The organism is Moorena sp. (assembly GCF_982860115.1).
In genome coordinates this window covers 1-10858 of sequence record NZ_CEYLVT010000246.1, presented here as the reverse complement: position 1 = coordinate 10858, position 10858 = coordinate 1, and the positions used below count along the sequence as shown (strand labels likewise).

The following is a 10858-nucleotide window of genomic DNA, read 5'->3' as shown; positions in this document are numbered from 1 at the left end:
TGCCTATTGCCTATTGCCTATTGCCTATTGCCTATTGCCTATTGCCTATTGCCTTTTGCCTTTTGCCTTAAAGGGATAAGCTTTGTCCTCATAAGTATGATAATTGCTATATAACTTCCAGAAATATTTATCCCTGGATACTCAAGGCTTAGTTTGCAGTGTTTCGCAATGTATCTGAAGGTAACTCCCCAAACATAGCTTTGTAATCTTGAGTAAAATGACAAGGACTGTAGAACCCAAATTGACTAGCAAGAATGGTTATAGTACAACGTTCTGGTTCGCTTGCCTTCAAGCGTTGTCGCACTGCATTAAGTCGTCGTACCTTGAGATAGCGCATGGGACTCAAGCCAAATAAGTCCTGAAAACCATAGGATAAGGCAGAACTGCTAGACCCTAAATTTTGAGCGAGCTGTTTTAAGGTCAGAGGTTTTTCCAAGTGTGCTAATATTTCTTTTTCAGCTTGGGCAATCAACTTTGCTCTTCGGGAAGGTTTGATAAAACACTTGGAATTTAACTTAATGGGAATCTGACTAATCAACAAAGGAAGGAAATCATCAGCAACGAGTTGCTCAATATGAGGGTTTTGTAACCAAGTAGGTTTGTGTAATGCTAACCAAACAAGTTGTTTCAGGTAATCTTTAATTTCGTTCATCCCCGTTGGTAGCAAATTCACATGATTTTTACTCCGGAAATTATCGTCTAGATCGTGGCGTTGTAGTTGGTCTGCATAAGCATCAAACGTTTTAACAGGGATTATAATGTGTGTCAACCTTGCACCTTGAGGAAATATGTCGTCTGCTTCCCTGTTATTGAAACCAAAAATAGTCCTTTGAGGCTCCAAAGGGTGACGGAAGGAGTAATATTCCTTTTCATTGTCAGACCAAAGTATCGCAAAAGATATGTATTCCTTTGTACCATCACCCGAAAATTGAATCCCTTGGTTCGCCTGATTATATACAAAAAATAAGTTACCAACCTGAATCGACAAAAACTCAGCTTGAAGAGGACCGGGACTGAGTTGTATTATTTCCTTATTTTGATACTCAAAAAACTCTTTGAAAGTATCCACATCTGTAAAGGATTTGGAGAAAATATTCTGATTGCCTGTGCCAGGATCATCCTCAGCTTGGGTAGTTTTACTATTGTTGGCATAAATTAACAAACTCATTTGAGCACCACTCGAACAAAAAAATAATCCAACTACCTATAAGCAAAACTAATATATTTCAAAAATTAGTTATTTAAAACTTATAGCTGAGAAAGTTGGAATTTTTGATTATTCACAGAGATAGCTTACCACTAAAGTTAACTTGGGGTGGAACCCGTGACGAATTTAATTACGGGTCAAGGGCACCGTGAGGTCTTTGACTTACCCCATAGCACAACAGAGTGAGCATAACCCACCCTGATTCGATTAGGTCTTTGGATGAATGCTTTTTCCTGGGGTGGAATAGTTCTCCACCTGGGTCAGCACCCCACTCTGAAGAGTTACTGCTCAGTAGGAACCTCCGCGCCTAGCCTGCGGCAACGCTGCGGGAACAGGCGCAAGAGGATGTCAACAAAGAGTTAATCAATGAAAAACTCAAATGACTAAGTGTATGAAGAAAACTGTACTAAAACTTAAAAGATTACTCAATCTCCTAGTTGTGGCGATCTTTTCCCTAGGAGTATTAGTACCACCAGCCTTGGCTCAGGAAATTCTGCCACAACCTGACCCAGAGTTTAACGGTCAAATTGGTGTGACTTACGACACTTCCGGGGAGCCAGATAAGTCAATTATGGAATCCCCTGAAGCCCCAAAAAAAGCACCTAACATTGTCCTTGTCCTCTTGGATGATGTGGGATTTAGTTCCTCAGAAACCTTTGGTGGCTCGATTAAAACACCAACTTTGGAGAAGCTAGCAGACGAAGGGATAACGTATAATCGATTCCACACAACTGCCCTCTGCTCGCCAACTCGTGCGGCTCTACTAACTGGACGCAATCACCACTCAGTAGGCAGTGGAGTGGTTCAGGAACTGGCAACAGGTTATCCTGGTTATAAAGGCTTGATTCCCAAAAGCACAGCCACCATTGCCGAAGTTCTCCAAGAAAATGGCTACAGCACAGCTTGGTTCGGCAAAAATCACAATGTTCCTGATAACCAAACCAGTATGGTTGGTCCCTTTGACCGTTGGCCTAATGGTTTGGGATTTGATTACTTCTACGGATTTATTGGTGGAGAAACAGACCAGTGGTATCCAGCACTGTATGAAAACCAGAACCCAATCAATCCACCAGCCAAAACCAGTGATGGAGAAGACTACAACCTCACCCATGACCTTGCGGATAAAGCAATTGGTTGGATGAACAATCAGCATTCAATTGCACCCGATCGTCCTTTCTTCCTTTACTTTGCTCCCGGTGCTACCCACTCACCTCACCAACCCCCAGAGTCCTATCGCGATAACTACGATGGTGATTTTGATGATGGTTGGGACGCAGAGCGTGTGAAAATTTACAATCGTCAGAAGGGCATTAACGGTGAAACTGCGAAAACTCCCGGTATAATTCCTGCTGATACTGTACTTACCCCTCGCCCAGAAGGAATACCTGGTTGGGATGAATTCGACGACAGCGCTCGTGCGGCATTAGCCAAGGAGATGGAAATCTATGCGGCTTTTCTAGAATACACTGATGTAGAGGTAGGTCGTGTCCTTGATGCTATTCCTGAAGAGGAAGTAGAAAACACCATGATCGTCTATATCGTGGGTGACAACGGTGGTTCAGCAGGCGGTGGTGTGAATGGAACTTGCAACACCATGAGAAATCTTAACGGACTGGGCTATAACATCGAAGAAATCAAGGAGTGTGCAGACAAGTGGGGTACGCTTGAAGGCGGAACCTCGCCAGGATACTCCGTTGGCTGGGCTTGGGCTACGGATGCACCTTTCCAATGGACAAAAGAGGTAGCTTCCCATTTTGGCGGTACTCGCAATCCCATGATTATTAAATGGCCTAAGGAGATTCCGCTTACTCCAGACAAAAGGGAGATCCGAGACCAGTTTCACCATGTTATTGATATCGCACCGACAATTCTGGAAGTAACTGGAATTCAGGAACCAGAGATCGTTAACAGCATCCAGCAGCAGCCGATAGAAGGGGTAAGCTTAGCATATACCTTTGGTTTTGATAAGAAACTTCGTAATGGGGAAGGTGCTAAAGGTACTCATAAAACTCAGTATTTTGAGATGTTTGGGAATCGAGCCATATACAAAGATGAAGGAGAACACGAATGGATGGCATCAACGCTGCATAAGTCACCACTTAGCAAGAGTAAAGACCCGCTACCTTTCGATGAGGATGAGTGGGAACTGTACGATTTAAAGACTGATTTCTCCCAAGGCAACGACTTATCTAAAATCAGTGACTTATCTGCATCACCCTATCTTCCTAAGAAATTAGAGGAACTCAAAGACTTATTCCTAGTTGAGGGAGGTAAGTATAATGTTTTTCCTCTGGACGATCGCTTTGTTGAACGAGGTGATGTTAGTTTACGTCCCAGTTTTACTGCAGGACGCTATCATTTCGACTTCTATGAAAGTGCCGTTCGACTGCCAGAAGGGACAGCACCCGATGTGAAAAGCAAAGATCATAAGGTTACTGCTGAGGTAACGATTCCTCCTGAAGGTGCTGAAGGTGTACTCCTGGCGCTCGGTGGAGAGACGGGAGGCTATAGCTTCTACATTAAGGACAAGAAACTCCACTATACCTACAACTTCTTTGGCACCCACTACGATGTTGTTTCTATCGACGACATTTGCTCATACGACAACGTTTGTTCTGGTGATGATGTTACCCTTGGATTCTACTTTGACTACTCAGGAAATTATGGAGATGGTCAGGGTTTCCCCGCTACAGTTACCTTCTTAGTTAATGATGAGGAAATTGATAAGAGTAATATCGAGCCTTTGAGCATGTTTGGTAAATACAACATCCTACAAACCGTACCTGCACGATTCTCTCTGGAAACTCAAGATGTAGGGATGGATTTACTCACACCAGTCAGTCATAAGTATAAGGATGAGTTACCTTTCGCCTTCACAGGCAAAATTAAGAAGGTGACAATAGACCTTGAAGAACCACCTTGCTCAGGATTGTTGGATTGCAGAATTCCAAACTAACCTTCCGTTGAAGTGGCAATTGCTTTGTAAGCTCTGTTGAGAACGTAAAAAATAATTCATGCGTCCCCCATAATTGGGGGATTTATACCAAATCCGGTTCTCAGAGTACGTGAAAAATAATTCATGGATCCCCCATAATTGGGGGATTTAGGGGGCGAAGTAACACGTTTTTTCTCAACCGGATTCGGTATTACTCTGCGAATGCTATGCCGCTACGCACCACCCTACGCAAACGCCTCTACAGGATTTATATTTTGTCTTTTGCTCACTCCTCATTCCCTTAACCCACAGTTCAGCTACAAAATTATTAAATGCCATGAATCAGAAAACTTTGGTACCAACAGACAACTACTACTCCAAACCGAGGCAGGAGGGTCAGAATATTTATGATCTTTGGGAATAAGGGAAAGCCTACCAGGATTCCATCACTCCTAGTATCTACGTTCCCCAATACCGCAAGTTTATTACCAGCAGAATTAAATCTTTGGTTGACTATGATTACAGTAAACCGATTTTAAGTGTGGGTAGTGGGAATGCTTTTGTGGAAAGGGATTTACACCAGCAGGGTAAGCCCAAGAAAAAATGGCTCATAATTTGCATTGGTTAGCTCACGGGGTGACAACAAAGCTCAAACCTAGATAGGTGTTAGGTGTTAGGTTTTAGGTTTTGGTTAAAATGAGCGCATCGGAGTCATTTGTATTTCCCAGCAATTGAAGCAATTTTTACAAGACTTCGTCAATAATAATTTTAATAAATCCATCCCGCAAGGGCAATCTTACCGCGCAACCTAACCCCTAAAACCTAACCCCTGTAAGATTTTCAAGAGCGCTTGTCACCCCCCCAGGAATAATACATAAGGAAAAACCTTGTCTTCTAAGTATAAAAATCGCTTTTCGAGCATCGGGATGCATCGGGCTAGTCTTCTGCACCAAACGCAGCAAAACATTTGTATCCACCAAATAGCTCATAACATTTCTTCTTCTCTTGTGTAGATACTTTCTCGGTCAACTGCTGTATCCGCAAGTGGCGGTGCTACAGTAAAAGATGCACTATTGATTAGATCCATCAATGCCGAGTTCCATTCTTGATCGGTTGCTGTTTGATAGAAAGATGTTTGTTTTTGGTTAATCAAACTCTCTTCAATTACAGATTCAAGATAGGTGTCTAATGATAAACCTTTGGCAGCAGCTTGAGCAATTAAACGAGCCTCGACTTCTGGTTTAAATTGAAGCGTTATAGTCATTTTTTTATAAATAATGAAATTATTTTCCAGGCATTACCATTATAACTGAAGTTAACCATACACGTGTACTATCACCCCCTGAGGTAAGCATTCAGCTATCAGCTATCAGCTATCAGCTAATGGGCGTTCGTCTCAGCGTCGTTCGCACAGCGTGGCCAAAGGCCAAAGCCTGTGCCACGCTGTGCGAACAGCTTTTGAAGAAGCGATGCAGCGCCTTCACGCGGGGGTTTCCCCCATGAGCGACTGCATCAAGACAACAGGTAAGCATTGGAATAATGCTGAGTTACTTGGACTTTTAGCTGACGGCTGACGGCTGAGTGCTGAATGCTTACCCCCTGAGATTGGTTAGATATCGGTTGCTCGTGGTTTGAAACCCCTATAATCTCGTAGAATTATACTCGCAATAGAGTTAATTTGTTGAGAATGACCTAGGTTTTTTCGAGGGTAAGCCACAGCTTATTGATTCTTGCCCTTACCCTGCCATCAATTATAAGTAAAACTTATAATTGGTTGAAAATTATTTAATTATATTTTATGGCTGAGAAAGTTGGAATTTTTGATTATCCACAGAGATAGCTTACCCCTAAGCTAGGAAATGTCGGCAAAGTCAATTTCCGAATAGCCAAAAAATAGACCTCTTGCAAAAGTCTATTTTGGCTACGTAAGACCAATACTTTCGGTTCCATTTTTGCAAGAGGTCTAATGTAGAAGTAATTGACTCCACCCACTCATCCCAAAATCATCTCGATCGCGTTTTGGGATGGAAGCTTGAGATCGAGATTTTGTTATTCCTTTTTACAAGGTTTTAACCATGTTTTTCAAGGATTTTTTAAACCGAATGTTGAGAGCGATCGCGATATTTGCGATCGCCATCTCTCTCCTATTGGGAAGTATTACTCCCCCTGTCTTGGCACAAACTGCTGATGGCTCGACCCTGCCATTCCCGCCAGTGCCATCAGCCAGCGTTGCCGGACCGACTTTGGCAGAGTCCACCATGATCCGGCGCGAGGAACCGAACCGTATACCCAACGAAGATCCGCCCAACATCCTGATTATCCTGCTGGATGATGTGGGCTTCGGGCAGCCTGACACCTTTGGTGGCGAGATCCACATGCCGACCCTAAGCCGTCTGTGGGATGAAGGGATTGCCTATAATACCTTTCACACTACTGCCATCTGCTCGCCCACCCGCGCCGCTCTGTTAACAGGGCGCAATCACCACCGAGCCCAATCAGGTACGATCGCAGAATTTTCGGTGGACTGGGATGGTTACCTGGGGGTTATTCCCAAGACCACTGCCACGGTCGCCGAAGTTTTGAGCGAATACGGCTACAAAACCTCTGCCTTTGGCAAATGGCACAATACCCCAACCAATGAGACCACAGCTATGGGTCCATTCGATCGGTGGCCTACTGGGCATGGTTTCGACTATTTCTACGGCTTCCTTGCGGGTGAAACCTCTCAGTATGAGCCGCGCCTCTATGAGAACCTCAACCCCATAGAGCCGCCCCACGACGAGGGTTACCACCTGAGTGAAGATATGGCGGATAAAGCGATCGCCTGGATGCGCCACCACCGTTCCTATTCTCCCGACAAACCCTTCTTGATGTACTGGGCACCAGGGGCAGTCCACGGTCCTCACCACGTCTTCAATGAATGGGCAGATAAGTATAAGGGTAAATTCGATGACGGCTGGGACGAGTACCAAAAGCGGGTCTTTGACAACCAGAAAACCCTGGGCTGGATTCCAGAAGATGCGCAGCTAGCTACTCGGCCTGATGACATGGCAGCATGGGATGAGATTCCCGAGTCGGAACGTGACTTCCAACGGCGGTTGATGGAAGTCTATGCAGGGTTTCTCGAACATGTGGATACCCAGGCGGGTAAGGTGATCTCGGAACTCGACAATCTGGGCATTCGCGACAATACCATCGTCTTTTATATTGTTGGTGACAACGGAGCCAGTGCCGAAGGTCAGGAGGGCACTATCAGCGAATTTCTTGCCCAGAACCTAATTCCCAGTACGATCGAGGAGCAACTTGAGGCTCTCGACGAACTAGGCGGACTTGATGCCCTGGGAACCCCAAAAACCGAAAATATGTACCACGCTGCTTGGGCCTGGGCAGGGGATGCCCCCTTCCGTTATACTAAGCTAGTTGCTTCCCACTTCGGTGGTACCCGCAACCCGATGGTTGTCTCCTGGCCCGATGGCATCACCCCCGACAAAACCCCCCGGTCTCAGTTTCACCATGTCAACGATATCGCTCCAACTATCTACGAGATCCTGGGCATTACCCCCCCGGTCGAGGTTTACGGCTTCAAGCAAAAACCCCTCGATGGGATTAGCATGAAGTACACCTTCGACGATGCCAACGCACCGGATCGAAAGAATGTTCAGTATTTCGAGAACAGCGGCAGCCGAGGCATCTATATCGATGGCTGGTATGCCTGCACCTTCGGTCCTCAGATCCCCTGGAATATAGCTAAATCAGCAGAGGGCTTCCCTGACTGGGATCCCAATGAAGACGTTTGGGAACTGTATCACATTACCGAGGACTTCACTCAAATGCACGATCTGGCCGCTCAGGAGCCAGAGCTTTTGGAGGTAATGAAACAACTGTTCTTGGAAGAAGCAGAAGAGAATTTGGCATTCCCCATTGGGGGCGGCCTGTACATCAACACTAATCCCGAAGACCGGATCGGGAGTCCCTACAGTAGCTGGGTCTTTGATGAAAGCACAACTCGTATGCCCGAATTCACTGCACCAAGCCTAGGTCGCGAGAGCAACCTGGTTACGATCGATGTCGATCTGGGTGAAAATGCTTCCGGCGTTCTCTATGCCTTGGGAGGTTCCGGTGGCGGTGTGAGCTTGTTTATGGACAACGGACTGCTCAAGTACGAGTACAATATGCTGCTCCTAGAACGTTATAAGGCTGGATCGGATTCACCGATCGCTGCTGGTCATCACACCATTGAAGTAGACACAACCATCGAGGATCTCTATTCCCCAGGTGAAGTGGTTATACGAGTGGATGGTGATGAAGTGGACCGAACCACTATCGAAACAATCGTCGTGGGAGCCTTCAGTGCCAGTGAAACCTTCGATGTCGGCACGGATCTGGGGGCACCGGTTTCCTTAGACTATGCCGATCGCGCTCCCTTTGAGTTCGACGGGACGATCAACAAGGTTGAAGTCAACTTATACTCGGCATTGGAGCCCTACCAAGCTTCCGAAGATATTAGTAATTAAGACTTATGGAACCGAATCATTCAGGAGGTTATCGATAAGTAACTGTCTTAACAGTCACTTTTAGATCGCTAGCCATTAGATTAGGATGTCGGGAGGTATTTCTATATGCCTCTCGGCATCACACCCATCCCAAAATCATCTCGATCGCGTTTTGGGATGGAAGTCCGAGTACCAAACTTTTAGTAGGGTGGGCATTGCCCACCCTTATTCATTTCATCGCCCGAACTAAAACGAAACTGTTTAACCGCTCTGCGATCGCCCTCTGAGATTACTGTTCTTGAATATCCATGTTTTTATCCTTGCTTCAGAAGAATTTAACTCGTCATCTTGTTGGCATTTTGCTGGCAGTCTCCCTCCTCTTCCTGTTCCCAACTGTCTTGACTTCGTCACCTTTGGCTTTTGCCGATTCTCCCTGTCCTGAAGGTATGGTGTCGATCCCTGGGGGAACCTTTACGATCGGGTCCGACACCTACTATGCTTCAGAGCGTTCTGCTGTTGATGTGACCGTGGATAGTTTTTGCATCGATCGCCACGAAGTTACCAACGCTGAATATCAAGCATTTGTCCAAGCTACAGACTACATCACCGTTGCTGAACGTCCCCTGGCCAAAGACCAATTCCCTGGCTTAACCGAAGCACAACGACAGCCCGGTTCCCTGGTGTTTCAGCCCCCTGCACCGGGTATCCAACAAGTAGCTTATTTAAGCTGGTGGGATTGGGTTGTTGGTGCTAATTGGCAACATCCCTACGGACCCGACAGCACCATTAAAGGTTTTGACAACTACCCTGTTGTTCACATTGCCTATGAAGATGCGGTTGCCTATGCCGATTGGGTGGGTAAAACGCTCCCCACCGAAGCCCAATGGGAATATGCAGCACGGGGTGGTCTTGACACTGATACCTCGATCCCTGGTGAACAATATGCCCCTCACAAAGCCAACACCTGGCAAGGCTTCTTCCCCTTCTTCAACACCAAAGCCGATGGCTATCTCGGTCCTGCCCCGGTCGAATCCTTCTCTGCCAATGGTTACGGTCTGTACGATATGCTGGGCAACGTTTGGGAATTAACCGCAGATTGGTATCGTGTGGGTCATAGGGGGAAAGATCGCAGCCTCAATCCATCGGGACCGGATCAAGGGAGTAGTTTCGATCCGCAAAAGCCTGATCAAGGGGCACTCCATGTGATTAAAGGCGGATCTTTCCTCTGCGCCCGAAATTATTGCAGCCGTTATCGTCCTGAAGCACGAGAGTCCCAAGCTCCTGATACAGGAACCAATCATGTGGGTTTTCGTTTAGTGGCGATGCCTTGGCACAATCAAGGTTAGGGCTGAAATCGTTATCCTTCTGTCTATCCCAAAGTTACGGCTGACTGCTGTTCGCGTAGCGTGGGCATAGCGCATATGCTTACGTTAATTAATTTTGAAACAGCAGTGGCTGGTGCGTTACGGCGCTTCTGGCGTAAACTCTAAACTGTTGCTAGTTGATTACGCCGCACCTAACGCACCCTACGGGATGATTGATTAAAAACTAGTCACTGAATCCAGCCTACCACTTATCAGCCTGGTCTAGAACATAAGCAGCTACATCTTCAATTTGCTGGGCGTTTAAACGACCACGAAAGTAAGGCATAGGTGCTTTGCCGTTTGTTACTTGTTCGATGATAGCTTTATCAGAATACATGCCATATTTCTGCAGGTCGCTCTTCTTCAGCGTTTTGTCCTGCTTGACTACATTTTTGCCGCCCATATGACAAGAATTGCAGTTAGCGTTAAATACCGCTTTCCCATTCTTTGGATTACCAGCAGCTAAAGCGGAATCAGGGAAGCTGAAAGTTATTAACGCGAAAACTAGCAGAATCGCAATTAGTATTTTTTTCAAAGTGTTTCTCCTCTCAATATGGCGTTGAGCCAGATATTATCGTAAGCTGAGAGGGGTGACTCGGTCAAACCCCAGGGTGTGAAAGTTATAACAATAATTAACAATTAAATTAACAATTAATAAGATGGGCAATCTCCACTCAGGGGAAACCAAAGAATCAATAAGGCAGCCTTAATATCACTACTATTGATATACCTATGCAATAGTGCTGATAATCAAGGCTGAATAGGGTCATAATATTTGCCCAATTTGAAGGTGATAACCTCTAAAATTTATTAGTAATAAATAGCATTAAAGGTAGGCTAATTTAGGCAAGTGCGATTG

The 10858-nt window shown here is 45.6% G+C and carries 7 protein-coding genes; 3 read left to right on the top strand and 4 right to left on the bottom strand.

Features of this window, described 5'->3' with window-relative positions:
• Positions 1-148 precede the first annotated feature (148 nt).
• Positions 149-1168: a helix-turn-helix domain-containing protein gene (locus tag AC4II3_RS27775; RefSeq protein WP_490722969.1), complete on the bottom strand. Its 1020-nt coding sequence runs from the start codon at positions 1166-1168 to the stop codon at positions 149-151.
• A gap of 418 nt (positions 1169-1586) precedes the next feature.
• Here AC4II3_RS27775 and AC4II3_RS27770 point away from each other — a divergent pair, with 418 nt between their 5' ends.
• On the top strand, positions 1587-4163 hold the full coding sequence (locus AC4II3_RS27770) for an arylsulfatase (protein WP_488012617.1): 2577 nt from the start codon (positions 1587-1589) through the stop codon (positions 4161-4163).
• 964 nt (positions 4164-5127) lie between these two features.
• Here the strand turns inward: AC4II3_RS27770 and AC4II3_RS27765 are convergent.
• Both AC4II3_RS27765 and AC4II3_RS27760 read right to left on the bottom strand, forming a co-directional pair.
• Positions 5128-5406: a hypothetical protein gene (locus AC4II3_RS27765; protein ID WP_488012619.1), complete on the bottom strand. Its 279-nt coding sequence runs from the start codon at positions 5404-5406 to the stop codon at positions 5128-5130.
• Between the two features lie 795 nt (positions 5407-6201).
• Entirely contained in the window at positions 6202-6402 is a 201-nt protein-coding gene (locus AC4II3_RS27760) for a hypothetical protein (protein WP_488012635.1), read from the bottom strand.
• Between AC4II3_RS27760 and AC4II3_RS27755 the strand changes: the two genes are divergently transcribed.
• Entirely contained in the window at positions 6314-8656 is a 2343-nt protein-coding gene (locus AC4II3_RS27755) for an arylsulfatase (RefSeq protein WP_488012631.1), read from the top strand. The two genes, AC4II3_RS27760 and AC4II3_RS27755, sit on opposite strands and share 89 nt — an antisense overlap.
• 287 nt (positions 8657-8943) lie before the next feature.
• A complete protein-coding gene (locus AC4II3_RS27750) occupies positions 8944-9981 on the top strand; it encodes a formylglycine-generating enzyme family protein (RefSeq protein ID WP_488012621.1) in 1038 nt (345 codons plus the stop codon).
• 220 nt (positions 9982-10201) lie between these two features.
• Here the strand turns inward: AC4II3_RS27750 and petJ are convergent, their stop codons facing one another.
• Positions 10202-10534, bottom strand: a complete 333-nt coding sequence (gene petJ / locus AC4II3_RS27745; RefSeq protein WP_488012623.1) for a cytochrome c6 PetJ — start codon at positions 10532-10534, stop codon at positions 10202-10204.
• Positions 10535-10858: the final 324 nt, after the last annotated feature.